Below are 24,980 nucleotides of genomic sequence, written 5' to 3' on the forward strand. Positions count from 1 at the left end.
CCAATAATGAAAAGGCTCCTCGACAATGACTGTCAGACGTTCCGTTTTCGCTCTGCTCGCCGCGACCACCGCGCTCGTGCCCTTTGCGCCCGCCTTCGCACAGGCTGCGGTGCAGCCCGAAGCGCCGGCGCAGGAAGAGCCCGTCCGCGGCAATGAGATCATCGTCACCGCGCAGAAGATCGAACAGCGCGCGGTCGATGTGCCGATCACCATCTCGGCGCTGACCGGCAATCGGATCAGCGAGCTGGGCGTCACCGATCTCGACGAGCTCTCCAACTATGTTCCCGGGCTCAACATCCAGGAGCAGAGCGCCAACAATCCCGGCATCGTCATCCGCGGCATCACCTCGGATTCGGGTTCCTCGCAGCAGGGGCCGCGCGTCACACTCTATTACAACGGCGTCGACATCTCGCGCTCGCGCGGCTCCTACCAGGCGATCTACGATCTCGACCGGGTCGAGGTGATCAAGGGGCCGCAGGCGACGCTGTTCGGCACCGCCTCCGCGGTCGGCGCGATCAGCCTGGTCTCGGCGCGCCCGCGCGAAGGCTTTTCCGCCGAAGTGACCGGCGGCTACGGCAATTTCAACCAGACGCTGCTCTCGGGCTATGTCAACGCCGGGTCGGACGTGCTCGCGGGCCGGATCGCCGCCGAATGGCGCACCCGCGACGGCTATGTCGAGAACCTCGCTCCCAATCAGGAAGAAGAGCTCTATTCGCAGGACAATCTCGGCGTCCGCGCGTCGCTACGCTACACGCCGACCGCCGATCTCACCGTCGACCTGATCGGCACCTTCGACCGCCAGCGCAACGGCGGCACGCCGTTCATTTCGCGCGCGCTTCCGACCGAGGACGGTCCCGGCGATCCCTTCGGTCGGGCGAACCTCGGCGGCTCGCCGCTCTCGGCCGAAGCGCTCGGTAACGACCAACTCGGCCTCAATCGCGAGATTTACGACGTCAACCTCACCGCCAGCTACGATTTCGCCGATGGCTGGAACTTCACCACCGTCAACGGTTACCGCGAGTTCGACAGCCGCGAAGTGTTCGACGCCGACGGTTCGGCGGCGTGGTATCTCGAGTTCGCCGAGATCGCGGAGGGCTGGCAGGCCAGCCACGAGAGCCGCTTCACCTACACCGACCCAAGCTGGCGTGCCTCGTTCGGCTGGAACGTCTTCACCGAAGACAATCTCCAGAACGTGCCGTTTTCTTCGGAAGAGGGCACTTTCCTCCAGTGCCTCAGCAATGCCCTGCCGATCGGCTGCATCAACGCCGAGGGCGTGGTAACCGCGGCGCAGGCTACTGCGGCGATCACCGGAGGCGCGCTGACGCAGATCCCCTACAGCTCGACGTTCGAGAATCAGGGCAAGAACGACAGCTATTCGATGTTTGCGGACAGCACCTGGATCCCCACGGATTCGCTCGAACTGACCGCCGGCGTCCGGCTGCTGATCGAGAAGCGCCGCTCGGGCTTCCGCGCCGATGTGCCGGTACCGCTGCTGGCCAGCATCCTGCCAGGCACTCTTCTGGACCAATTGCGGGCGGCAGGCATCAATCTGCGCGCTTCGCTCATTCCGGGTCAGATCGACACTGCCGGACAGACCTTTACCACCGAAGACAGCTTCTCGGCGGTGCTGCCCCGGTTCAACGTCCTCTATCGGCTGAGTCCCGACGTGAACGTCTATGGCACGATTTCGAAGGGACGACGCTCGCCGGTGGTTCAGCTGGGTGCGGCCCGTAGCGGCGGCATTCCGGTAGCAAACGTCCAGTTGGTGCCGGAGGAAGTCGTCTGGAACTACGAAGGTGGGATCAAAGCGAGCTTCGGCGCCGTGTCGGGGTCGCTCGGTGTTTACTACCAGCAGTACGACGGTTTCCAGATTTCGCGCACGATCACCGAACCGAACGATCCGGCTGGTGCGGTCGGCTCGACGGTTACGGAAAGCGCCGGCTCGGCGAGCAATCTGGGCGTCGAAGCGGAACTGGCGATCAACGCCACCGATTGGCTGAGTCTGTTCGGTAATGTCGGCTACATCGACGGTGGTATCGACGATAAGCCGGAAAACGGCGTATTTGCGGGCGACCGGTTCCGGCTCCAGCCCGAATGGCAGGCGGCGGCAGGCTTCACCGTGGACGCGCCGCTTGGCAACGGGATGCGGTTCTTCGCCACCCCTTCGATCACCTATCGCAGCCGCATCTTCTTCCAGGTACCCAACGATCCGGAGATCTCGCAGGGGCCGGTCACGCTGATCAATGCCCGCGCGGGTGTTAGCTTTGCCGACGACCGGCTCGAAATTGCGGGCTTCATCCGCAACGCCGCCGACGAGGAATATCTGCTCGACGCGGGCAACACCGGCGGCGGCTTCGGTATTTCGACCTTCATTCCGGCCGAGCCGCGCTTCTACGGGATTCAGATCACCGGCCGGATCTAGTCCCACCCGCAGCATGACCGGCGCCGCCCTCTCGCCAAGCGGGAGGGCGGCGTCTATCGTTGGAGCATGGTAGCAGGTTGCACGGTTTCGATCTGGGGCGGGGAGGGCCGGCTTTGACCGCTTCTGCCACCCTTTTCACCGGTCTCATGGCGGTGGCGTTCTGCCTGGTGCATCTGTTCGTCGGGCGCTTGCGGTTCCTCGACCGCAACCCGCGCAGCCGCTGGCTCAGCTTCTCGGGCGGCGTGGCGGTGGCCTACGTCTTCCTCCACATGCTGCCCGAACTCGGCGCGCATGCCGGCGCGTTCAACCGTGCAACGGGTCTGGGCGAGGTGATGGCCGAAAGCGCGGTTTATCTGCTTGCGCTGTTCGGGGTGGCAGCCTTCTACGGCACCGAGCGAGCGCTGAAGCGCAGCCGCGGCCAGGACAAGGACCAGATCGAGCGCGCCAGGCCCGAGAGCAGCGTGTTCTGGCTGCATATCGCGGTCAGCAGCCTGCTGATATTCGTGATCGGCTATCTTCTCAACCACCGCGAAGACACCGGCCTGATCGGGCTGGCGCTGTATTTCTTCGCCATGACGCTGCATTTCGTCACCGCCGATTTCGGCACCCGCGGGGACCATCCCGAGCTTTACGACGACCGCGGCCGATGGATCCTGAGCGCGGCGACGCTGGCCGGCTGGATCCTGGGAACGCAGGTCTCCGTGCCCCAGATCGTCATCGGCGGCCTGTTCGCCTTCGTTTCGGGCGCGATCGTTCTCGTCGTGCTCAAGGAGGAGCTGCCCGAGGAGAGGAAGAGCTTCTTCCTCCCCTTCGCAGGCGGCACGCTCCTCTATGCGGCGCTGGTGCTGAGCGAACAGGCGCTGACCGGCTGAACGCGGCTCAGCCCTTGCGCTTGGCTTTCTTGCGCTCGTTGGGATCGAGGATCGCCTTGCGCAGACGGATCGTCTGCGGGGTCACCTCGACCATCTCGTCGTCGTCGATATAGGCGATCGCCTGTTCGAGGGTCATCGCGCGCGGCGGGGTGAGGCGGATCGCGTCGTCCTTGCCGGTCGAGCGGAAGTTGGTCAGCTGCTTGGACTTGAGCGGGTTGACCTCGAGATCCTCGGGCTTGGCGTTCTCGCCGATGATGATGCCCTCGTAGATCTTCTCGCCCGCGCCGATGAACAGCTCGCCGCGTTCTTCCAGCGCGAACAGCGCATAGGCGGTGGCTTCGCCGGCCGAGTTGGACAGCAGAACGCCGTTCTGGCGACCGCCGACCGCACCCTTGTAGGGGCCGTATTTCTCGAACAGCCGGTTCATGATCCCGGTGCCGCGCGTATCGGACAGAAACTCGCCGTGATAGCCGATCAGCCCGCGGCTGGGCGCCGAGAAGGTGATCCGGGTCTTACCGCTGCCGCTCGGGCGCATCTCGGTGAGCTCGGCCTTGCGGCGCTGCATCTTCTCGACGACGGTGCCCGAATGCTCGTCATCGACGTCGATGACCACGGTTTCATAGGGCTCGAGCCGCTTGCCGTCCTCTTCCTGGAAGAGGACGCGCGGGCGGCTGATGCCAAGCTCGAAGCCTTCGCGGCGCATCGTCTCGATCAGCACGCCGAGCTGCAATTCGCCGCGGCCCGCGACTTCGAAGCTGTCCTTGTCGGCAGCCTCGGTGACGCGGATGGCGACATTGGTTTCCGCTTCGCGCAACAGGCGGTCGCGGATCATGCGGCTGGTGACCTTGGAACCTTCGCGGCCCGCCAGCGGGCTGTCGTTGACGCTGAAGCGCATCGCCAGCGTCGGCGGATCGATCGGCTGCGCGGGGATCGGCTCCTTGACCGAGGGATCGGCGACGGTGTTGGAAACGGTCGCCTTCTCAAGCCCGGCGAGCGCGATGATGTCGCCCGCCACCGCAGTCTCGACCGGAACGCGGTCGAGCCCGTCGAAGCTCATCAGCTTGGTGGCGCGGCCGACCTCGACCACCTTGCCGTCGACGTCGATGGCGTGGATCGGATCGTTGACGCGCACGGTACCGGACTGGATCCGGCCGGTGAGCACGCGGCCCATGAAATTGTCGCGGTCGAGCAGCGTCGCGAGAAAGCTGAACGGACCGTCGGGGTCGAGACCCGGCGCGGGCACGTGATCGACGATGAGCTTGAACAGGGGATCGAGATCGCCCGAGCGCGCGTCCTTGTCGGCGCTCGCATAGCCGTCGCGGCCCGAGGCCCAGAGCGAGGGGAAGTCGAGCTGCTCGTCATTGGCGTCGAGGCTGAGGAAGAGCTCGAAACATTCGTCGAGCACCTCGTCGGGGCGCGCGTCGGAACGATCGATCTTGTTGACGACGACGATCGGCTTGAGACCCAGCGCCAGCGCCTTGCCGGTGACGAATTTGGTCTGCGGCATCGGGCCTTCGGCGGCATCGACCAGCAGGATCACCCCGTCAACCATCGACAGGATGCGCTCGACCTCGGCGCCGAAGTCGGCGTGGCCGGGGGTATCGACGATGTTGATGCGGGTGTTGGTGCCGTCATGCTCCCATTCGACGCTGGTGCATTTGGCGAGGATCGTGATGCCCCGCTCCTTTTCCAGATCGCCCGAATCCATGGCACGTTCTTCGACGCGCTGGTTCTCGCGGAAGGTGCCGGACTGGCGGAAGAGCTGGTCAACGAGCGTGGTCTTGCCATGGTCGACGTGGGCGATGATGGCGATATTACGCAGATCGCGGGACATGAGGCGGTGCTTTCGTGGGGAGAGTGTCTGGGGAATGGGGTCGCGCGCCCCTACCGCAGGTGCCCTCCCACGGCAAGCTCGGACGGTGCAAAAGGCCGGGTGACGCCGAAGGTGTGAATTGGTTGCAACAATCGCGCAACAATCCGACGAACGACGCAACATTGGCGTTGAGCAACAGGATGGGTCCTCCTATGCAACCCGCGAGACGCACGGGAGAGACGCGCGTCGAGTTCGCACAACGCCGGGTTCGCTGAAGAGAAGAGCCCGCACAAAGAGGACCTTTCATGCACATTTCCGTTTCCGCGCGCCTGCTTGTAGGCGCCGCTGCCTTTGCCTTGACCCCTGCCAGCGTGTTCGCCCAGGACGTGGTCGAGAACGATCCGGTCCGCACCCAGGACAACGATTCCGAACTGACGAACGACACCGCCGATGTCGCTCCGGCAACCAACCCCAATGTCATCGTCGTGACCGCCACCAAGCGCGAGCAGACGCTGCAGGAAGTTCCCGTTTCGGTCAGCGTGACCACCGGCGAGACGCTCGAGCGCGCCGAAATCCGCGACCTGCAGGATTTGCAGACGGTCTCGCCCTCGCTCCGCGTAAGCCAGCTGCAGAGCTCGGCCAACACCACCTTCATCATCCGCGGTTTCGGCAATGGCGCCAACAACGCCGGTGTCGAGCCTTCGGTCGGCGTGTTCATCGACAACGTCTTCCGCTCGCGCTCCGCGGCGCAGATCAACGATATCGCCAACGTTCAGCGTATCGAAGTGCTGCGCGGCCCGCAGTCGACGCTGTTCGGCAAGAACGCCAGCGCCGGCGTGATCTCGGTCGTCACCCGCGAGCCGCAGTTCGACTTCGGCGGTTCGGTCTCGGCGACCTACGGCAATTACAACAACATCGTGCTCAAGGGCGATGTCACCGGTCCGCTGACCGACAGCGTCGCCTTTTCGCTCGACGGCAACCTCAACAAGCGCGACGGTTATGTCGATGTCGTCAATCTCGATGAGAAGATCAATGAGCGCGACCGCTACTCGGTGCGCGGTCAGCTGCTGTTCGACAACAACGGTCCGCTCCGTCTGCGCGCCATCGGCGACTATTCCAAGATCGACGAGCTGTGCTGCTATGCCGGCAATCTCATCGCCGGGCCTACGGTTCCGCTGATCTTCGCCGTGGGCGGCCAGATCGAGCCAGAGAACGTGTTCTCCGACCGCACCTATCTCAACCAGCTTCCGGTCAACGAGATCGAGAGCTACGGCGGCTCGCTGCAGGCGGATTACGATCTGGGTTCGGTGTCGCTGACCTCGATCACCGCCTATCGCGAACTGCGCAGCTTCAGCCAGCAGGACGTCGATTTCTCCAGCGCCGACGTGGTCGCCGAATTCCGCGATCAGGCGATCGACACCTTCACGCAGGAACTGCGGGTCACCTCGGACTTCGACGGCCCGCTCAACTTCCTGCTCGGCGGCTTCTACTTCAAGGAAGACGTGACGCAGAACAGCGGTCTGACCAACGGTCCGCAGGCGCGTCCGTTCTTCGATCTGCTGGCCGGTCGCGGTACTCCCGGGACGCTGGCGGGTGTCGAGGCGGCGCTGGGCTTCCCCGCAGGGTCGATTTTTGCCGAGGGTCCCAGCACCCGCGAGTTCTTCACGCTCGACAACGAGAGCTACTCGATCTTCGGCACGGTCGACTTCGAGGTCACCGACCGGCTGACGCTGACCGGCGGCTTCAACTACACCGACGACAAAAAGGACTTCACGCTTCGGCAGGAGTCGCTCGATCCGCTGGCCAACACCAATGTGGTCGATGCGGTGATCGTGGGTCAGATCGCCAACGCTCTCCAGATCGCTCCGGGGTCCGTAACCCCGACGGTCATCGGTCAGTTCCAGCAGGCCAATCCGGCAGCCTTCGGTGCGATTGCCGCCGCGGCGACCAATCCGGCGACCAATCCGCTGCTCGCGCTGCAGCCGCTGCAGTTCCTGCCGCCGTTCTTGGGCGTGCCCAATGCGGTGGAGCCGGGCCAGACCCGCGACGACGACTGGAGCTACACGCTTCGTGCCGCCTACGACATCACCGACAACGTCAACGCCTATTTCACCTATGCCACGGGCTTCAAGGCGAGCTCGGTCAATCTGTCGCGCGACAGCCGTCCGTTCCCGAGCGACTTCACTCCGGGTCCGTTCGGCAGCACCATCCTCGCTCCGTCCTCGCCGATCCGCGATGCCGGGCTGGCGGTGCCCAACCTCACGACCGGGACGCGTTTCGCTCTGCCGGAAGAAGCAAAGGTCTACGAACTCGGCCTCAAGGCTCAGTTCGACCGGGTCGGGTTCAACCTGGCGCTGTTCGACCAGACGCTGGAGAACTTCCAGTCGAACGTCTTCACCGGCACCGGCTTCGCGCTTGCGAACGCGGAAGAGCAGTCGACCAAGGGCTTCGAGTTCGACGCAACCGTGTCGCCCGCCGATCCGCTGGTGTTCACCTTCGCGCTGACCTATCTCGATCCGGTCTACGACAGCTTCACCAATTCGACGCTGGGCGATCTGTCGGGCCAGCGTCCGGCCGATATCCCGGAATTCACGATCGCGACTTCGGGCACTTACACGCACGAGTTCGGCGACAGCGGCAATCTGCTGATCGGACGGGTGGACTTCTACCACGAGAGCAACACGCAGATCGTCAATGGCCTGACCGGCTTCGATACGAACCAGATTGGCGTCGATGTGGCGCGTCAGTTCCGTCGCGAGATCAACCAGGTCAACGCCTCGCTGGCTTTCGTGATGGACAATGGCTTCGAGCTCTCGGGCTATGTCCGCAACCTCACCAACGAGCGCTACATCACCGCGGTGTTCGACGGTGTGGCGCAGGCCGGGACGGTTTCGGGCTACCCGAACGCACCGCGCACCTACGGCGTGACCGGACGCTTCCGCTTCTAAGCGGCAGGCCATCGACAAACGGAAAAGGGGGCTTCGCGGCCCCCTTTTTCTTGTCTGCAGTGCAAGCGAGGGAGAACCGGGGCGGCTGCGAAGGGAGCAGCTGTCTGTCCTGCCGGACCGCTCCTACAGGGTGCGCAGCGCCTGGGCGGGCTTGGCCCGCAGCAGCGGGAGCGAGCCCAGCACCGCGAACAGCAACACCACCGCGATCCCGAGGCCCAGCACCGCCAGCACCGCGCCCCAGTCGGGCAGCCAGTCGAACTCGAACAGCTGGGTGATTACCAGCCAGGCGGTCAGGCTGCCGAGCCCGAGCGCGACCAGCGCCAGGGCGCCGGCAAGCAGGAGATACTCGACCAGCTGCATCGTCAGGATCTGGCGGCGATCGGCGCCCAGCACGCGCAGGATCACCGTGTCGTAGGTGCGCTGCGCGCGCGCGGCGGCGATCGCGCCCAGCAGCACGGCGAGCCCCGCCAGCACTGCCACACCGGCGGCAGCGAGGGTCGCCAATCCGACCTGCTCGAGCAGCGTGCGCGCCTGCTGGAGCACATTGCCGACCTCGATCACCGAGCTCGATGGAAACTCGCGCACCAGCGCCTGCAGCAGCGGTCCGGTCGGGGTGCCCTCGGTCAGGTCGATGGTCGCGGCGAGATTGTGCGGCGCATCCTGGATGGCATTGGGGCTCAGCACGAAGACGTAGTTGAAGCCCAGGCTCTCCCATTCGATCTGCCGCAGATTGGCGATCCGGGCGGTTCGCTCGACCCCGAGCACACCGAAGGTTATCATGTCCCCGATCTCGAGCCCGGCTGCCTCGGCCAGTTCCTGATCGACCGAGACCAGCGGTTCGCCGCTGTAGAACGGACCCCACCACTGGCCCTCGACGATGGTATTGTTGTCTGGAATCCGGTCGGCATAGGTCAGCCCGCGTTCGCCGCGCAGCGCCCAGGCGCCGTCGGGGAGATCCTCGAGCTCGGCGGTGCGGGTCATCGCGCCCTCGGGCCCGAAGGCGAGCACCGCCCCGCGCAGCGCCGGAACCGCGCGGATCGCGGCCTGTTCGTCTTCGGCCCAGACCAGCTGCTCGAATTCGCTCACTTGGTCGCGCGGGATGTCGAGCACGAAATAGTCGGGCGCCTGCTCGGGCACGCGCTGTTCGATATTGCCGTCGATCGCCGATTGCACCGCAGCGAGCAGGACGAAGGCGGCCAGGCCGAAACCCAGCGCGGTCACCAGCGCGGTGGTGCTGGAGCCCGGGCGATGGAGATTGGCGAGCGCGTTGCGCGCGATCGGGCTGGACGGGCGCGGCAGCGCGGCGGCAAGGCGGCGGATCCCCATTGCCAGCAGCGCGAGCAGCCCGAGCGCGGCCGCGGCGCCGGCGAGGAACATGGCGGAGAGTTCGGGGCGGCTGGCGGTCAGCAGCGCCAGCGCGACGATCGCCACCAGACCCGCAGCGACGATCCCGACAGCCTTGCGGTCTCCCCCCAATGGCGAGATGCGCGCGCGCATGAGCGCCATCGCCGGGAAGCGCCGCGCGCGCATCAGCGGCGGGGCAGCGAAGATCAGCGCGACCAGCAGGCCATAGGCCAGCGCCAGCAGGATCGCCCCTGGGTCGATCACCAGCCCGCCATCCACGGGCAGCAGCCCCTGCAGCGCGAGCGACAGCACCGGGGTGACCGCAATCCCGACGAGTATGCCCGCGAGGCTACCCACCATCGCCGCGGCGAAGATCTGCAGCGCGTAGATCCGTGCGATATCGCCGCTGCTCGCGCCGAGGATCTTGAGCGTGGCGATTCCCTGACGCCGTGCGTCGAGATAGGAGGTCACCCCGCCGCCAATGCCGATCCCGGCGATCACCAGCGCCGCGAGCCCGACGAGGGTCAGGAATTCGCTCATCCGGCTGACGAAGCGGTCGGCACCGGGCGAGGCGCGGTCGGCGGTGCGGAAGTCGAACCCGGCTTCGGGGAAGCGGGTTTCGAGCGTTTCCTCGACCGTCTCGGGGTCCTGGCCGCCACTGAAGGCGACGCGGGTCTTGGTCTGGTACATCGAGCCCGGCGCGATCAGCCCGGCGCGGACCGGCAGGTCCTCGGCGGCGATCACGGTGGGGCCGAGCTGGAAGCCTTCGCTGAGCTTGTCGGGTTCGTTGGCGATGATCCCGCCGACTGTGAGCGTCTGGGTGCCGATGGCGACCGGGTCCCCCGTGGTGATGCCGAGCCGGTCGGCTGCACCCTGGCCCAGCCAGATCTCGTCCTCGGGCGGCGCGCCCACCGAGCGCCCGTCCTGCAGCGTCAGCTCGCCATAGAGCGGATAGGCGGCGTCGACCGCCTTCAGTCCGACGGGGACCGCCTGCTCGCCCGCCCGCGCCATCGCCTGCATGCGATAGCCGCGCGACAGATCGCCATATTCGGCCAGCGCCGCGGTTTCCTCGGGGTTGAGGCCGCGCTGCCACAATTCGATCTCGAGATCGCCGCCCAGCAGCGTCTGCCCGCTCGACGATATCTCCTGCTCGATCGCCGCGGTCAGCGAACCGATCGCGGTGAGCGCGCCGGTCCCAAGGAAGAGGCAGATCAGCAGCAGCCGCAAGCCGCGGAAGCGCGCGCTGAGATCGCGGCGTGCGATGCGCCAGGCGATGGCCCGGCTCATGCGGGCGCGGTCGCTCCGCCGATTGCAGTCCTGGTGTCGGTGGCGATCCTTCCGTCGGCGAGGGTGATCACCCGTTCGCATTTCTCGGCCAGTTCGGGATCGTGGGTGATGACCAGCAGCGTGGCTCCGGTTTCGGCGCGGCGCGCGAAGAGCAGGTCGACGATCTCGTGACCCGTTGCGGCGTCGAGATTGCCGGTGGGTTCGTCGGCGAAGATCAACGCGGGGCGCGCCGCGGTGGCGCGCGCGATCGCGACGCGTTGCTGTTCGCCGCCGGACAATTGCTGGGGGTAGTGGTCGAGACGGTGACCGAGCCCGACCGCTTCGAGTTCGGCGCGGGCACGGGGCTGGGCGTCGCCCTCGCCGGCCAGTTCCATCGGCGTGGCGACGTTTTCCAGCGCGGTCATGGTCGGGAGGAGATGGAAGGCCTGGAGCACGATGCCGATCCGTCCGCGGCGGGCATGCGCGAGACCATCCTCGCTCAGCGCTGCGAAATTCTCGTCCGCGACGCTGAGCGTGCCGCCGCTGGCGCGCTCGAGCCCCGACAGCACCGCCATCAGCGAGCTCTTGCCCGAACCCGACGGACCGAGCAGCGCGACCGTCTCGCCGCGCTCGATCCGCAGGTCGATCCCGCGCAGGATCTCGACCGGCGCCTGTTCGGTGCCGAGCGTGAGGGTGAGGTTCTGGGCGAGGATGGTCGGAGAGGGGTTTGTCACATTGCAGCGATGCCATAGGGAAGGGGGCCACACAAGGAAGCTCGACGATGCAGATACGCAATTGGTCTATCGGATGCGCCGCGCTGGCGCTGGCCGCCTGTTCGGGCGAAGCGGGCGAGGTGCCAGCCGCGAGCGAGGAGACGAGCGTCGCAGCGCCCGCGGCGGATATCGCGGTGACCGGCGAGGAACGGCGCATCCTCGCTTTCGGCAACAGCCTGTTCGCGGGCTATGGCCTCGCCGAGCAGGAGGGCTATCCGGAGCGGCTGGAGGCCGCGCTGCGCGGCGCCGGGGTGAACGCGCGGGTGATCGATGCCGGCGTTTCGGGCGATACCAGCGCCGCCGGGCGCCAGCGGCTGGCGTTCACGCTCGATGCGCTGGAAACCCCGCCCGACCTCGTGCTGCTCGAACTGGGCGGAAACGATCTCATCCGCGGGCTCTCGCCCGAGGAAACCCGCACCAATTTCGAGGCGATGCTGGGCGAATTGCGCAACCGCGACATCCCGGTGCTGATCATGGGAATGCGCGCGCCGCCCAATTACGGGCCAGAGTTCCAGCAGAGCTTCGACGCGCTCTATGCCGAGCTGGCGGAGGAATATGACGCGCAACTGGTGCCCTTCTGGCTCGAGAGCATCTACCAGGATCCCGCGCTGTTCCAGTCCGACCGGATCCACCCGACCGCGCCCGGGATCGAGGCGCTGGTGGCCGATACACTCGACGACGTGCAGGCGGCGCTGCCCGCGGCGGATTAGGGTCGGCGCCGGTCTAGCGGCGCTGCGCGCTGCCCCCGGCGACGGTCCAGACCGCAGCCTCGTCGGCGATCGCCTCGAAGGGCGCGAGCTCGGTTCCGGTGATCCAGACCTGCGCCCCGCCCGCGCGCAGCCGCTCGAAAAGCGCCGCGCGCCGGTCGGGATCAAGATGCGCCGCGACCTCGTCGAGCAGCAGCAGCGACGCGCGTCCCTTCGCCGAGAGCGCGGCATGCGCGATGGTGATCGCCAGCAGCAGCGCCTTCTGCTCGCCGGTCGAGCATTGCGCCGCGGGCATGCGCCGGGCGGCGTAGAGCACCTCGAGATCGTCGCGATGCGGCCCGTCGAGCGTGCGCTGCGCGGCGCGGTCGCGGCGGCGGTTGTCGTGGAACGCCTGCGAGAGGCCCTCGTAGCCGAGCGGTCCGCCCGGCGCGTAGCTGAGCGCAGGCCGGGGGAAGGGCGCTTCGGGCTGGGTTACGATTTCGGCCATCAGCGCATCGATGAGCCGCGCGCGGCCTTCGCTCAGCGCGGTGCCGTGCTCGGCTAGCTGTGTCTCGATCGCATCGAGCCAGCTGGGGTCGGGCTCTCGGTCGTCGGACAGCAGGCGGTTGCGTTCGCGCAAGGCCGCTTCGTAGCGCCCCGCATGGCGCGCGTGGACCGGATCGATCGCCAGCGCCAGCCGGTCGAGATAGCGCCGCCGGTCCTGCGCCGCGCCGGTGAACAGCCCGTCCATCGCCGGGGTCAGCCAGCCGATCGCCAGCCATTCGCCCAGCGCCACCGCAGAGCTTTCGGCGCCGTTGATCCTTACCCGACGCCGCCCGGGCTGCGCGCCCTGGGTGTAGGTGCCCAGCCGCACCGGCTCCTCGGCGCCGATCAGGCTCGCGCCGACCGCGAAGCCATCGACCGCCCCGCCGCGCACCATGTCGACCAGCGCCGCGCGGCGCATCCCGCGACCCGGCGCGAGCAGCGACAGCGCCTCGAGCACATTGGTCTTGCCCGCGCCATTGGCACCGACGAGCAGGTTCATCCGCGCAGTGCCTTCAAGCGTGGTTTGGGCGTGGTTGCGGAAGTCGGAAAGCGAGATGCGGTCGAGCGCCATAAGCCCGGCGAGCGTTACCCGCGCGCCCGGAGCGAGGCCAGCGCGAAACGCGATTTCGAATTGTTGGGAAAATTCACCAACCTTTCGGGTCGATGAATGCCTGGTTCAGCTGGCGACGGCCGAACAATGGCTGAATTCCGCCATTCTCCTAGTTTGGCACGGGGGTTGCAAACTACCTGATGTCCCCGGAAGGGCCGGGGTTCAGGGAAACAAAAGGACCAACACCATGTCGTTCAGCACCATCAACAACGCCTTCGCCGCCATCGCCGCACTCGCCATTTCGGCCATCGTCATGGCTACCGCGATCGTCCCCGCCAGCCCGACCGGCTTCATCGCCTGATCCGCGCGCCGCGCTTAACTCTCATTCGAACAGGAAGGAAATCATGTCCAATCTCTTCAGCAGCAAGCTTTTCGCCGCCGGCTTTTCGCTGGTTATCTCGGGGGCCTTTCTGGCCATGGCCATCGTCCCCGCCTCGCCCGGTGGTCTGATCGCATGAGCGATCTGCGCCACTCCGCCCCGGGCGGTCCGCCGTCGAAGAGCTTTCGACTGGACCGCCAGCGCGGCAAGCTCATGGGGGTCTGCGCCGGGATCGCCAACTACTTCGGGATCGACACCACGCTGGTGCGGGCGGGCTTCGTGATCGCCACTCTGGTAGGCTTCGGCAGCCCGATCCTGATCTACCTCGCGATCGGCCTGATCGCGGATTGAGAGGCGCGGAGCGATCCGCGCCTCTCGCATGTCAGTTCACATGGCCGAGATGCCGCCGTCGAGCTTGAGCTCCGCGCCGGTCATGAACTTGCTCTCGTCGCTGGCGAGATAGACCACCGCATTTGCGATATCATTGGGTTCGCCCACCGTCTTGAGGGGGATCTGGCGCGCCAACTTTTCCAGCAGGACCGCCTTGTCGATATTGTGATGCCGCGCGGTCCCGTCGAGGATCGGGGTGTCGACGAAGGTGGGATGGACCGAATTGCAGCGGATGTTCATCCGGTTCTTGGCGCAATGCAGCGCGATCGACTTCGACAGCATCCACACCGCCGCCTTGGAGGAATTGTAGGCCGGCATGGTGTCGCTGGCGATCAGCCCGGCGATGCTGGAAATGTTGACGATCGAGCCGGGCGCATGCTCGCGCATCAGCGGCAGGGCTTTCTGGCAGCCGTGGAAGATCGAATCGACATTGACCGAGAAGCAGCGCTTCCAATCGTCGAAGTCGCAGGTCTCGATATTGCCGCCCACGCCGATCCCGGCGTTGTTGACCAGCACGCTGAGGCCACCGAGATGGTCGCGCGCGGCTTGGACTGCAGCTTCCCAGGCTTCGGGATCGGTGACGTCATGGGCCACGCCGAAGGCGGTGCCGGCACCCAGCTGCGCATTGATCAGCGTCGCGGTCTCCTGCGCGCCTTCGCCGTTGACGTCGGTGCACATCACCCGCGCGCCTTCCTCGGCCAGCCTGGTCGCATGCGCGCGGCCGAGCCCCTGCGCCGCACCGGTCACCAGCGCCAGCTTGCCCGCGCAGCGATTGCCCTTGGTCATGGTCATTTTGTCTCTCCCGATAGGATGTCCTGTCCCAGCAGCAAGAGCAGGCGGACATCCACGCCGCAACCTTCGCCGCGCTTGCGCTCGAGAAACGAAGCCAGCTCCGCACGGGGGACCCGGTGGACCGCGATGTCCTCGCTTTCGGTCCCGCCGCCCGGGCCGACCTGCTGCAATTGCGTCGCGCGCACGAGGGTGAAGCTCTCGCTCACCATGCCGGGTGACGAATGATAGCTCCCGCAATCCTCGAGCCTGCCGGCGCGATAGCCGGTCTCCTCCTCCAGTTCACGTCCGGCGGCGGCCAGATCGTCCTCGTCCTCGCCTCCGTCTTCGTCGCCGATCAGCCCGGCGGGCAGTTCGATGCAATTGCGCCCCATGGGGACGCGGTACTGCTCGATCAGGATCACGTCGTCTTCGATCAGCGCGAGGATCACCGCGGCGCGGATGTTCCGCGTACGGCCGACGTATTCCCAGCGCCCGCGGGTCTTGGCGACGACGTATTTGCCCTGCCAGACGATCTCTTCGGGCGCATCGCGGTCGGCGGTCATTTTAAGCCCCCTCCCTTGAGGGAAGGGGTTGGGGATGGGTGTGCCCAGGCCGTTGGCGTCGAACCCCCACCCCCGGCCCCTCCCCAAGGGGAGGGGAGCAAGCGCGCCTCCCCGATCAAACCTCGATCAGCCGGTCGGGCAGTTCGTTGACATCGTCCGCGGTGCGCGGGAAGTGCTCGGCCAGCACCTGCCCGACATCGCGGACCCCGGCGGCCATTCCCTCGGCCACGCAGCCGCGCTTGATGTCGGTCAGCATGTCGGCCATCGCCTCGCCCCAGACATCGGCGGACACCTGCTCGGCGATCGGCCGGTCGGCCACGATCTCGGCGCGGTGTTCCTGCATCGAGAGATAGATCAGCACCCCGGTGCGGCCATGGGTGCGGCGTTCTGCGCCGACCTTGAAATGGGAGATCGCGCGGTCGTGGACGCGCGCGGTCTTGACCGGGCCGGGGACGACGCGGAATTTGAGCGCGTCCCACGACAGCAGCAGCCAGGTCACGACGAAGGCGATCAGCCCCAGCATGATCGTCATCGTGGCAATCTCGCCATCGGTCCATTCATGCGTCCAGCCGCCGATCAGCGAATCCCACAGATCGAGGAAGGGCTTGGGCAGGATGGCGAACAGGCTCATCGCGGTGAAGGCGATCCCGGCGGACCACATCAGCACGACATCGGTGTAGCCATCCGAGCGATCGGCGAGGACAGTGACGATCTCGCCGCTGGTCATGCTCTCGGCCCTGGCGACCGCGTCGGTGACAATCGCGTGCTGATCTTGCGTCAAATAGGCCATCTACCACCCCCCGGAGGCGCCGCCGCCCCCGAAACTGCCGCCGCCGCCGGAAAAGCCGCCGAAACCGCCGCCTCCCCCGCCGAAGCCGCCAACGCCAAAGCCGCCCCCGTCGCTGTCGGTTAGACCGCCGACGACCGCCTTGCCGACTTCCCAGAGGATGATGTCGCGCGCGAAACCGCCCGCGCCGCCGCCGCGAAAGCGCCGCTTTCCGCGCCGACCGAACATCGGCAGCACGAAGAAGAACAGGATGAAGCCCAGCCAGATTAGCGCTCCGATCGGGAAGCCGCCTTCGCCTGCACTTGCCCGCTCCTGCGTGGCCTGCTCGGCGATCGCCGCCGCCTCTTCTGGTGGCAGTTCGAGCTGGTTTATGATCCGCTCGGCACCTTGCGCAATCCCGGCGGAGAATTGGCCGTCGCGGAAATAGTCCTTCATTTCCTCGATATATTCAAAGGCGAGGCCGTCGGGCAGGATGCCTTCGAGCCCATAGCCGACCTCGATCCGCATCAGCCGCTCGTTGGGTGCAACGATCAGCAGCACGCCATCGTCGCGCTCGGCATCGCCGATCCCCCATTCACGCCCGAGGCGATAGCCGTAATCGGCGATATCGTAGCCCTGCAGATCGGGAACAGTGGCGATGACGAACTGACGCTGGTTCTGCTCCTCGAACTGGTCGAGCCGCTGCGTCAGCTGCGCTTCGGTCGCCTCGTCGATGATGTTCGCGGCATCGACCACGGGCGCCGTGCCGCGCTCGGGGAACTCCTGCGCATAGGCCGCAGGAGCCAGCGCAAGCGCGGCCAGCAGGACGAGAAAACGACGAAGCAGACCGATCGGTTGAGCCATTCCGGCGCTGTCAGCCCCGCTCAGTTTGCAGCCGGGGCGGCGTCGCTGCGACCCATGTCGAGCTCGGGCGCGACTTCGGCTCCTTCGGTGGCGGCCTCGTAGGGGACCATCGGCTCGGCGCCGTGGATGATGTTGGCGCCGATCGTGTCCGGGAAGGTGCGGATGGTGGTGTTGTACTGGCGAACCGCCTCGTTGTAGTCGCGGATCGAGGTCGAGATGCGGTTTTCCGCGCCTTCGAGCTGGACCATCAGCCGGCCGAAATTCTCCTGGCTGCGTAATTCGGGATAGCGTTCGACCGAGACAAGCAGCCGCGACAGCGCGCCGCCAAGCTGGCTCTGCGCCTGCTGATACTGCTGCATCGCTTCCGGATTGCTGAGATCGTCGCCATCGATCTGGATTTCGGGGCGAGTGGCTGCAGCGCGCGCCTCGATCACGCCCTGGAGCGTCTCGCGCTCCTGCTCGGCGGAGGAGAGCACGACTTGCTGGAGGTTGGGGATGAGGTTGGCGCGGCGCTGGAACTGCGCCTCGACATCGGCCCATTTGGCCTTGGCGTTTTCTTCAGCGGCGGGGACCGAATTGATCCCGCAGGCGGACAGCGTCAGCGCCATGGCGGCGATGCCGATCGCCCGGGTTGCGGTGCGGATGGCTGCGAAGCGATTCATGACATACCCCTCGGTGGAAAACTGTCTTACCCAGATAGCACGGTCGCGCTTTCTTTCAAGCGGAAGCGGGTCGTTTCCGCAAGGCTTGAGGCGGAATCCTCCTCGTGGCAGGGAGGCGCAACGATACGTCAAGCAGGGGGCGACACCATGAAACTGGCATCCGAGTTCAAGAAGTTCATCGCCCGCGGGAATGTCATCGATCTGGCGGTTGGCGTGGTCATCGGCGCCGCCTTCAGCGGGATCGTCACGCAATTGACGCAGGGCGTGCTGATGCCGCTGATCGGCTGGTTCTTCGGCGACATCGACTTCTCGAACTGGTTCCTGCTGCTGGGGGAGATTCCGGAAGGGTACGAGGGCGCGATCGACAATTACGAGCAGCTCAAGGAAGCGGGCGTGGCGATGATCGGCTATGGCGCGCTGCTGACCGCGCTGATCAATTTCCTGATCGTCGCGATGGCGCTGTTCGTGCTGGTGCGCAGCGTCAACCGGGTGACGGAGGAAATGCAGCGCAAGCAGGCGGCGACCGAGGACAGCTCGCAGAACCCCGAAGTGCCCACCGATCCGCAGCTCGACGTGCTCAAGAAGATCCTCGCGGAGCTCAAGCGCGAGCCCGCGACGCCACCCGATCCTTCGTCCACTTCACATTAAGCTTCGGATCGCTATATAGGGCGGGTCGGTTTCGGCCGACTATGGCGATAAAGTGCTGCGTACAATAGGCACAACGGACCCGGGGGCAGTACCCGGCGGCTCCACCACCAGCGGCGAGAAACCGCCTTTGATGCTGGGGCCGAACTAGGATCGACGTGTGTTGAAAAGCGCAGTTTTTGCTCGGGCTGAGTAACCCGTTCAAGGCTCAAAACCATAAGTGCCAATGACAATGAAGCACTCGCTCTTGCGGCGTAATTTGATGGCCTAACGGCCTGACTTTACAAAGCCAAAGCGCGGTTGGACCGACCGGGCAACAGAACGGATTCCGGGGCTCCGGGGGTAGCTAGCAACAGAAACCCCCACCTTCTCTTCAGTCGAAAATCTTGCGCTGCCGGTAGTCCTATTCGGCCTCCGCATTCGCTTTGGCATCACGTTCGTAGCGGATCGCGTCGAGAATCTTGGCACCGCCCAGAAACACCGCGCCCGCCGTCGCGGCCCATAGCAGGTAGCCGCCGACCCCGGGATATTCGAGCGTGTAGCGGACGCCCCGGGTCATCGCGCCCAGCGCCAGCGCGAAAATGATCAGATACGCCTCGAAGCGCGTCTTGATCACAAACAGTCTCTTGATCCGGCGCAGCACGCGAACTCCCTTGGCTTAACCACCCGGAACGCAAGCACCATGCCATCCTCGCTGGCGAGCCGTTCCCGATGGTTAATCGATGGGCCGGTTGTAAGGCGCGCCGACAGGCTGAGTCCAGCATGGAGGAGCCGCTATCCCGCAAAGCTAGGTGCCTGTCCCGTTGCGGGTCAGGCCGGCGCGGGTCAGGCCGGCGCGGGTCAGGTCAGGCCAGTTCGTCGAGTGCCAGAACGCCGAGCAGCGCCTCGCGCGCCTCGATCACGGTCTTGGCAAGCGCTTCGCTACCGATATCGACGGGGTCGATCTGCTCGGGCCACATCTCGGCGATGACGGATTCCGCCCGCTCGATCCGACCCTCGTCCAGCAGGAAGCGGGGATCCACCGTCGCGGGATCGGCGACCACGCGCAGCCGCAAACAAGCCGGCCCGCCGCCATTGGCCATCGACTGGCGAACATCGACGGGGATGACCCGGCGGATCGGTCCGTTGCCCGCGAGCATCCGCTCGCACCACGCCCAGACCGAAGCGCTCTCCTGACATTCGTTCGGCACCACCAGCGCCATTTCGCCGTGCTGCAGCGTGAGCAATTGCGCATTGAACAGATAAGTGCGGATTGCCTCTTCCAGGCTCACCGCTTCTTCTGGCACTTCGACCACCTCGAGCGCGGGGAAGACGGCACGGATCGCCTCGTAGGCGCCCTGCTGGTCGGCGAAGGCGCGCGCATGGGTGAACAGGACGCGCTCGTTCGCCACCGCCACGACATCGTTGTGGAACGCACCCGCTGCGATGGCTTCGGGGTTCTGTTCGACGAACACGCAGCGCGCGGGGTCGAGCCCGTGCTTGCGAGCGACCGCGCGGCTGGCCTGCTCGTGCTGGCGCGCGGGGAAGCGGCCGCCCTGCTGGCCATAGACGAAGACCTCGACGCCGGCCTCGGTATGGTTCTCGCACAGCCGCATGTGGTTGGCCGCGCCCTCGTCGCCGAAGCTAGCGGGGACCGCGTCGTGCACCGCGAAATGGCGCGGATCGGCGAAGGCTATCGCCAGCTGGCGCTTCGTGTCGCGCCATTCCTGACCGCGGTGGAGCATGGTCACCAGATTGGCCGGGGTCAGGTGGCAGCGCGCGTCGGCGGTGTCGGGGGCGGGGCTGACGGTGGCGGCGTTGGCGGTCCACATCGAGCTTGCCGACCAGGCGGCCGCCACCAGCGCGGGCTCGCTCGAGGCGTCGAGCGCGAGATCGCGCATCAGCCCGAAATTGGGGCGAGGCAGCGGCAGCAGGAAGCCCTGCGGCAGACCCAGTTCCATGTTGGCGCGCATCTTGGCCACGCCCTGCAGCGCCGCGGCGCGCGGATAGGAGGGCTGGCCCTTGTGGCTGGCGCTCGCGATATTGCCCAGGCTGAGCCCGGCGTAATTGTGGCTTGGTCCGACGATGCCGTCGAAATTGATTTCGACGAGGCTCATCGCATGAGCCTCGTCGCCCCGGACTTGATCCGGGGCCTCGTTCCGCAAGCTTCGACCCCGTGGAAAGAGTTCCCAGCTTCCGCTGGGATGACGCGAACCAGTTCCATCACCGCGCTACGCTCCAAACCTCGTCGCCAGCGACGACGTCGAGCGTCAGTGCGCAGGCTTCGTCTATCGCCATGCTTCCGTCCTCGGCCACGTCGCACTGGCCGTAGGCGCAGCGGAAGCTCTCGAGCGTTCCGGTGGCGACCAGCGCGCGCTTGCCGATGTCCAGATCGGTCGCGCTGACGCGGCCGGGGCGCGAGTCGCGCACGCTGTTCACCCGGTCGGTGCGCGCCGACATCGTGGGGCCGCCGTCGAAAATGTCGACATAGCCTTCATAGGCAAAGCCCTCCTGCTCGAGCATCCGCATCGCCGCGCGCCCGGTGGGGTGGGGGAGGCCGATGACCTTGCGCGCTTCCTCGTCGAGCATGGCGACATAGACCGGGTGCTTGGGCATCAGATCGGCGATGAACTGGTTGCCGTTGATGGCGTTGAAGTAGTCGGCTTCCTGGAAGCTCATCCCGAAGAACCGGCCCGCGACCCCGTCCCAGAAGGGCGATCCGCCGGCATCGTCGATGATCCCGCGCAATTCGGCGATCACCCGGTCGGCGAAGCGCAGCCGGTGCATGGCAATGAACAGATAGCGGCTGCGCGCCAGCAGCAGGCCGAGCCCGCCGGCGCGTTCGAGCGGGTGAAGGAACAGCCCGCCGACCTCGCTCGAGCCTTCGAGATCGGTGGTCAGGCCAAGCAGCTCGGCGCGCACCGTGCGGTCGAGTTCCTGCGAATGCTGCGTCAGCGTGGTCATCCGGTAGGAATAAAACGGCCATTGCTGCCCGACCTGGCTGAACAGCTGGCAGGTGCCGCGCACCTGGCCGGTCTCGGTGTTTTCGAGCACCAGCACGAACTGGTCGTCGCCCAGCCGGTCGTCGTCGCGCGCGAAGGCGGCGGCGGCGCGTTCCAGCTTGCCCGTCAGCGATTTGCGGTCGGCGGGCAGATTGGTGAACCCGCCCCCGGTCAGCTTGGCCATTTCGTAGAGCGGTTCGATATCCTCGAGCCGCGCGGCGCGCAGGCGGAAGCTCACGAGCGGTCTCCTGCAGACACGGCATCGGCCAGCGGATCGCCCGCGGCCAGCCGTTCGAGCACCAGCGCGGACAGCGCGGCGCGTTCGACCAGCGAGGGCACAATCATGAATTCCTCGGGCGAATGGATCTTGCCGCCGCGCACCCCCATGGTGTCGACCACGGGGACACCGCAGGCGGCGATGTTGTTGCCGTCGCAGACCCCGCCGGTGGGCTGCCAGCCGATCTCGCGGCCGAGCTGCGCGCCGCAGGAGCGGACCAGATCGAACAGCTTCTGCGCGCGGGCATCGACCGGCTTGGGCGGACGGGTAACGCCGCCATGGCGCGAAGTCGAGACTTCGTGCTCGGCTTCCACCGCGCGCAGGACCGCGTCGAGTTCGCCATCGAAGCGCTCCATCGCCTGGGTCGTCTTGGGGCGGATGTTGAAGCGTAAGATAGCGAGATCGGGGACGACATTGTTGGCCGCGCCGCCCTCGATCTTCGCCGGGTTGACGGTGATGTCCTCGCCCGCCAGCGCCGCGACGCGCAAGACCAGGTCGGAGGCCGCGACGATGGCGTTGCGCCCGTCCTGCGGATTGCGCCCGGCATGCGCCGAGCGGCCGCGAACGGTGATCGAATAATTGCCCGTGCCGCCGCGCGCATGCGCGAGCGTGCCATCGGGCAGGGCGGAGGGCTCGTAGGTCAGCGCGGCGTATTTGCCTTGCGCGAGCTCTTCGATCAGCCCGCGGCTGGCGAGGCTGCCGGTCTCCTCGTCGGAATTGATCATCACGTCGTAGCCGAGCTGTTCGGCGCCTGCGCTCTGCTCGAAGGCCTGCAGCGCGTGGAGCAGGACGCAAAGCCCGCCTTTCATGTCGGCGGTGCCGGGGCCGTTGATCGTCTCGTCGTCGAGCCATGCGACCGACTGGAAGCCGTGATCGACGGGGAAGACCGTGTCCATATGGCCGGTCAGCACCACGCGCCGCGCCGCTTCGGGCCGCACGCGCAGCACCATGTGGTGCCCGTGCGGCTTGGCGAATTCGCTGCCGTCCGCCGCGATCGCGGTGACCGCGGCGGGTTCGACCAGCTCGACTTCGCCGGGAAGCGTCGCAAACGCGGCTCCCAGTTTCTCGGCCATCGTTGCCAGGCCGGCGAGATTGGCGGTGCCGCTGTTGACGGCGGCCCAGTCGAGCACCTGTTCGAGCATCGCCTCGCCATCGATCCGGGCGAGTATTTCCTTGGTGGGAGTATCCAGTGTCATCGGCGGAGCCCTTAACCCGCAGGCGCGCCATGTCCAACCCCGCCCGCTCGTCCCCGGCTTGCCAACCAGAGGACGGCCCGCCATATGCGCGCCATCTCCTCCCCGGGATTCGTTAACGTCTGGCCGCCTGCTTGCGCGGTCGCAATCCGGGTGAGCAGATTCCATGAATGATTACACCACGCGCGCCGGTATCGAGGTGGATACCGCGCTGGCCGAATTCCTCGAAAGCGAAGTGCTTGCCCCGCTAGGGCGCGATGCCGGAGAATTTTGGTCGGGCTGTGCAGAGCTGCTTGGCGCGTTCGTGCCGCGCAACCGCGCGCTGCTGGCCAGGCGCGAGGAATTGCAGACCAGGATCGACGACTGGCACCGCGAGCGCGTCGGCCAGCCGCATGATGCGGCGTCCTATCGCGCCTTTCTGACTGAAATCGGTTATCTCGTACCCGAGCCGGGCGCGTTCACGATCGGAACCGAGAATGTCGATCCAGAGATCGCGACCATGGCCGGCCCCCAGCTGGTGGTGCCGATCCTCAACGCGCGCTTCCTGCTCAACGCCGCCAATGCGCGCTGGGGGAGCCTCTACGACGCCTTCTACGGCACCGACACGCTCGATGCGCCCCCCGCGCTGCCGGGCGGCTATGACGAACTCCGCGGCCAGGCGGTGATCGCCGAGGCCAGACGCTTTCTCGACCAGGCACTGCCGCTCGCAGAAGGCGCGAGGTGGGCCAAGCTCGTGGCGCCGCTGGATGACGGCGTTCCGCTGGCCGACCCCGGGCAGCTCGTCGGCAGGGGCGAGAACGCGCTGCTGTTCCGCAACAACGGCCTGCATATCGAGGTCCAGTTCGACCCCGCCAGTCCCGTGGGGCAGCAGGACAAGGCGGGGATCAGCGACGTCCTGCTCGAGGCGGCGCTCACCACCATCGCCGATCTGGAAGATTCGGTCGCCGCGGTCGATGCCGACGACAAGCTGCTCGGCTATCGCAACTGGCTCGGCGTGATCCGCGGAGATCTGGAAGAAAGCTTCGCCAAGGGCGGCAACACCGTGACTCGCCAGCTCGCCGACGACCACCGCTACACCGATCCGCAGGGGCAGGATTTCGCGCTCCCGGGGCGCAGCCTGATGTTCGTGCGCAATGTCGGCCATTTGATGACCAACCCGGCGATGCGGTTCGCGGGCGAAAATATCCCCGAGGGGCTGATGGATGCGATCGTCACCGGGGCGATCGGAGCTCTGGATGTGGCGGGCAAGACCCGCTTCGGCAACAGCCGCAGCGGCTCGATCTATATCGTCAAACCCAAGATGCACGGGCCCGAGGAATGCGCGTTCACCGATGACCTGTTCGATGCGGTCGAGGACCTGCTCGGTCTGCCGCGCCACACGATGAAGGTCGGGGTGATGGACGAGGAGCGCCGCACGAGCGCCAATCTGGCCTCCTGCATCCATGCGGTGAAGGACCGCATCGTCTTCATCAACACCGGCTTTCTCGACCGCACCGGCGACGAGATCCACACCTCGATGCAGGCCGGCGCGATGCTGCGCAAGGGCGCGATGAAGGACAGCCCCTGGCTGAAGGCCTATGAGGCGCGCAATGTCGGCATCGGCCTGCGCCACGGGCTCTCGGGCCGCGCGCAGATCGGCAAGGGCATGTGGGCCGCGCCCGATCTGATGGGCAAGATGATGCTGGAGAAGATCGGCCATCTGCGTGCCGGCGCCAACACCGCCTGGGTGCCGAGCCCGACCGCCGCTACGCTCCACGCGATCCACTACCACCGCGAGGACGTGTTCGAGCTGCAGCAGGGGCTTGCCGAAATGCCGGGGCTCGACGACCTGCTGACCATCCCGCTCGCCGAGGGGGTGAACTGGTCCGAGGACGAGATCCGCGACGAGCTCGACAACAATTGCCAGGGGCTGCTCGGCTATGTGGTGCGCTGGATCGACCAGGGGGTCGGCTGCTCCAAGGTCCCGGATATCGACGATGTCGGGCTGATGGAGGACCGCGCTACCTTGCGGATTTCCTCGCAGCACATCGCCAACTGGCTGCTCCACGGCGTGGTCAGCGAGGAGCAGGTGATGGATTCGCTGCGCCGCATGGCCGCCAAGGTGGACGAGCAGAACGCTCGCGATCCGAGCTATGAAGCCTTGCTTGCCAATGAGGACGGCGCCGCGTTCAGTGCCGCAAAGGCGCTGATCTTCGAGGGCGCCGCGCAGCCCAGCGGCTATACCGAGCCGCTGCTCCACGCCTGGCGGGCCCGCAAGAAGTCGGGATAG

22 protein-coding genes and 1 other RNA gene are annotated in these 24,980 nt (G+C 66.4%); 10 read left to right on the plus strand and 13 right to left on the minus strand.

Annotated features, from left to right (window positions below):
* Positions 1-25 precede the first annotated feature (25 nt).
* Together ACQ5J0_RS09805 and ACQ5J0_RS09810 are read left to right on the plus strand one after the other, a co-directional pair.
* Entirely contained in the window at positions 26-2,422 is a 2,397-nt protein-coding gene (locus ACQ5J0_RS09805; RefSeq protein WP_462567296.1) for a TonB-dependent receptor, read from the plus strand.
* Positions 2,423-2,535: 113 nt separating this feature from the next.
* On the plus strand, positions 2,536-3,294 hold the full coding sequence (locus ACQ5J0_RS09810) for a hypothetical protein (protein ID WP_462567297.1): 759 nt from the start codon (positions 2,536-2,538) through the stop codon (positions 3,292-3,294).
* Positions 3,295-3,301: 7 nt separating this feature from the next.
* Here ACQ5J0_RS09810 and typA read toward each other — a convergent pair whose 3' ends face one another.
* Positions 3,302-5,128 (minus strand): translational GTPase TypA, encoded by a 1,827-nt coding sequence (typA, locus tag ACQ5J0_RS09815; protein ID WP_462567298.1) that lies wholly within the window; start codon positions 5,126-5,128, stop codon positions 3,302-3,304.
* 284 nt (positions 5,129-5,412) lie between these two features.
* Between typA and ACQ5J0_RS09820 the strand changes: the two genes are divergently transcribed.
* On the plus strand, positions 5,413-8,055 hold the full coding sequence (locus ACQ5J0_RS09820; protein WP_462567299.1) for a TonB-dependent receptor: 2,643 nt from the start codon (positions 5,413-5,415) through the stop codon (positions 8,053-8,055).
* Positions 8,056-8,178: 123 nt separating this feature from the next.
* Here ACQ5J0_RS09820 and ACQ5J0_RS09825 read toward each other — a convergent pair whose 3' ends face one another.
* Together ACQ5J0_RS09825 and ACQ5J0_RS09830 are read right to left on the minus strand one after the other, a co-directional pair.
* Positions 8,179-10,686: an ABC transporter permease gene (locus tag ACQ5J0_RS09825; protein WP_462567300.1), complete on the minus strand. Its 2,508-nt coding sequence runs from the start codon at positions 10,684-10,686 to the stop codon at positions 8,179-8,181.
* The gene (locus tag ACQ5J0_RS09830; RefSeq protein ID WP_462567301.1) at positions 10,683-11,399 is read right to left on the minus strand and encodes an ABC transporter ATP-binding protein; all 717 of its coding nucleotides are present in this window, start codon (positions 11,397-11,399) and stop codon (positions 10,683-10,685) included. Before ACQ5J0_RS09830 ends, ACQ5J0_RS09825 begins: the two co-directional genes overlap by 4 nt.
* 47 nt (positions 11,400-11,446) lie before the next feature.
* Here ACQ5J0_RS09830 and ACQ5J0_RS09835 point away from each other — a divergent pair, with 47 nt between their 5' ends.
* Positions 11,447-12,148, plus strand: coding sequence for an arylesterase (locus ACQ5J0_RS09835; RefSeq protein WP_462567302.1), 702 nt, complete (start codon positions 11,447-11,449; stop codon positions 12,146-12,148).
* Positions 12,149-12,161: 13 nt separating this feature from the next.
* On the opposite strand, the gene recF is transcribed toward ACQ5J0_RS09835, so the two are convergent.
* On the minus strand, positions 12,162-13,241 hold the full coding sequence (gene recF / locus ACQ5J0_RS09840; RefSeq protein ID WP_462567303.1) for a DNA replication/repair protein RecF: 1,080 nt from the start codon (positions 13,239-13,241) through the stop codon (positions 12,162-12,164).
* Positions 13,242-13,467: 226 nt separating this feature from the next.
* Between recF and ACQ5J0_RS09845 the strand changes: the two genes are divergently transcribed.
* From ACQ5J0_RS09845 to ACQ5J0_RS09855, 3 genes are read left to right on the plus strand one after another with little or no spacing between them, the layout of a single operon-like run.
* The gene (locus tag ACQ5J0_RS09845; protein WP_462567304.1) at positions 13,468-13,581 is read left to right on the plus strand and encodes an enoyl-CoA hydratase; all 114 of its coding nucleotides are present in this window, start codon (positions 13,468-13,470) and stop codon (positions 13,579-13,581) included.
* 43 nt (positions 13,582-13,624) lie between these two features.
* The gene (locus ACQ5J0_RS09850; RefSeq protein WP_462567305.1) at positions 13,625-13,738 is read left to right on the plus strand and encodes a recombination protein F; all 114 of its coding nucleotides are present in this window, start codon (positions 13,625-13,627) and stop codon (positions 13,736-13,738) included.
* On the plus strand, positions 13,735-13,950 hold the full coding sequence (locus ACQ5J0_RS09855; RefSeq protein ID WP_462567306.1) for a PspC domain-containing protein: 216 nt from the start codon (positions 13,735-13,737) through the stop codon (positions 13,948-13,950). The genes ACQ5J0_RS09850 and ACQ5J0_RS09855 overlap by 4 nt, the downstream gene beginning before the upstream one ends.
* 36 nt (positions 13,951-13,986) lie before the next feature.
* On the opposite strand, the gene ACQ5J0_RS09860 is transcribed toward ACQ5J0_RS09855, so the two are convergent.
* The 5 genes from ACQ5J0_RS09860 to ACQ5J0_RS09880 all read right to left on the minus strand — a co-directional run bounded on the left by ACQ5J0_RS09860 (position 13,987) and on the right by ACQ5J0_RS09880 (position 17,615).
* A complete protein-coding gene (locus ACQ5J0_RS09860) occupies positions 13,987-14,781 on the minus strand; it encodes an SDR family oxidoreductase (RefSeq protein ID WP_462567307.1) in 795 nt (264 codons plus the stop codon).
* A complete protein-coding gene (locus tag ACQ5J0_RS09865; protein ID WP_462567308.1) occupies positions 14,778-15,323 on the minus strand; it encodes an NUDIX hydrolase in 546 nt (181 codons plus the stop codon). Before ACQ5J0_RS09865 ends, ACQ5J0_RS09860 begins: the two co-directional genes overlap by 4 nt.
* A 115-nt stretch (positions 15,324-15,438) precedes the next feature.
* Entirely contained in the window at positions 15,439-16,113 is a 675-nt protein-coding gene (locus tag ACQ5J0_RS09870; protein WP_462567309.1) for a TPM domain-containing protein, read from the minus strand.
* The gene (locus tag ACQ5J0_RS09875) at positions 16,114-16,953 is read right to left on the minus strand and encodes a TPM domain-containing protein (protein WP_462567310.1); all 840 of its coding nucleotides are present in this window, start codon (positions 16,951-16,953) and stop codon (positions 16,114-16,116) included.
* Positions 16,954-16,973: 20 nt separating this feature from the next.
* Positions 16,974-17,615, minus strand: a complete 642-nt coding sequence (locus ACQ5J0_RS09880) for a LemA family protein (protein ID WP_462567311.1) — start codon at positions 17,613-17,615, stop codon at positions 16,974-16,976.
* Positions 17,616-17,762: 147 nt separating this feature from the next.
* Between ACQ5J0_RS09880 and mscL the strand changes: the two genes are divergently transcribed.
* Together mscL and ssrA are read left to right on the plus strand one after the other, a co-directional pair.
* On the plus strand, positions 17,763-18,263 hold the full coding sequence (gene mscL / locus ACQ5J0_RS09885; RefSeq protein ID WP_462567312.1) for a large conductance mechanosensitive channel protein MscL: 501 nt from the start codon (positions 17,763-17,765) through the stop codon (positions 18,261-18,263).
* Positions 18,250-18,591, plus strand: a transfer-messenger RNA (tmRNA) gene (ssrA, locus tag ACQ5J0_RS09890). The genes mscL and ssrA overlap by 14 nt, the downstream gene beginning before the upstream one ends.
* Before the next feature lie 72 nt (positions 18,592-18,663).
* Here ssrA and ACQ5J0_RS09895 read toward each other — a convergent pair.
* The 4 genes from ACQ5J0_RS09895 to ACQ5J0_RS09910 all read right to left on the minus strand — a co-directional run bounded on the left by ACQ5J0_RS09895 (position 18,664) and on the right by ACQ5J0_RS09910 (position 22,714).
* A complete protein-coding gene (locus ACQ5J0_RS09895) occupies positions 18,664-18,903 on the minus strand; it encodes a hypothetical protein (protein WP_462567313.1) in 240 nt (79 codons plus the stop codon).
* Positions 18,904-19,105: 202 nt separating this feature from the next.
* Positions 19,106-20,356 (minus strand): N-succinylarginine dihydrolase, encoded by a 1,251-nt coding sequence (locus ACQ5J0_RS09900; RefSeq protein ID WP_462567314.1) that lies wholly within the window; start codon positions 20,354-20,356, stop codon positions 19,106-19,108.
* A 106-nt stretch (positions 20,357-20,462) separates the two neighbouring features.
* The gene (locus ACQ5J0_RS09905; protein WP_462567315.1) at positions 20,463-21,479 is read right to left on the minus strand and encodes an arginine N-succinyltransferase; all 1,017 of its coding nucleotides are present in this window, start codon (positions 21,477-21,479) and stop codon (positions 20,463-20,465) included.
* Entirely contained in the window at positions 21,476-22,714 is a 1,239-nt protein-coding gene (locus ACQ5J0_RS09910) for a hydrolase (protein WP_462567316.1), read from the minus strand. The genes ACQ5J0_RS09905 and ACQ5J0_RS09910 overlap by 4 nt, the downstream gene beginning before the upstream one ends.
* 163 nt (positions 22,715-22,877) lie before the next feature.
* Here ACQ5J0_RS09910 and ACQ5J0_RS09915 point away from each other — a divergent pair, with 163 nt between their 5' ends.
* Positions 22,878-24,980 carry a malate synthase G gene (locus ACQ5J0_RS09915; RefSeq protein ID WP_462567317.1) on the plus strand — a complete coding sequence of 701 codons (2,103 nt, stop codon included), beginning with the start codon at positions 22,878-22,880 and terminating at the stop codon, positions 24,978-24,980.

This window comes from Qipengyuania sp. SM2512 (assembly GCF_054954005.1).